Source organism: Psychrobacter sp. TB20-MNA-CIBAN-0197 (genome assembly GCF_040309765.1).
GTDB classification, from domain to species: domain Bacteria; phylum Pseudomonadota; class Gammaproteobacteria; order Pseudomonadales; family Moraxellaceae; genus Psychrobacter; species Psychrobacter submarinus.
Genome location: NZ_JBEOPC010001312.1, coordinates 1 through 240, shown reverse-complemented (window position 1 = coordinate 240; position 240 = coordinate 1). Strand labels below are relative to the sequence as shown.

Annotated in this window: 1 pseudogene; it reads right to left on the bottom strand. The window is 57.1% G+C overall.

Going from position 1 to position 240, the window contains the following annotated elements:
* Positions 1–218: pseudogene (locus tag AAEY83_RS18205) on the bottom strand (spermidine/putrescine ABC transporter substrate-binding protein); the annotation flags it as partial.
* Between the last annotated feature and the right edge of the window lie 22 nt (positions 219–240).

Sequence of the window (240 nt, the reverse complement as noted above, 5' to 3'; positions counted from 1 at the left end):
GCCTTGATCTGCTTGGCCAGAAAACTGTTCGACGGCACGACGATGTCATAGCCGGATTTGCCTGCGAGCAGGCGCGCTTCAAGGGTTTCGTTGCTGTCGAAGACGTCGTAGGTCACGCGAATGCCGGTCTCGTCTTCGAACTTTTTCACGGTGTCCGGCGCGATGTAATCGGACCAGTTGTAAACACGCAGCACCTTGTCGTTGGCCTGGGCGCCCATGACCATTGCGCCCATTAAGGAC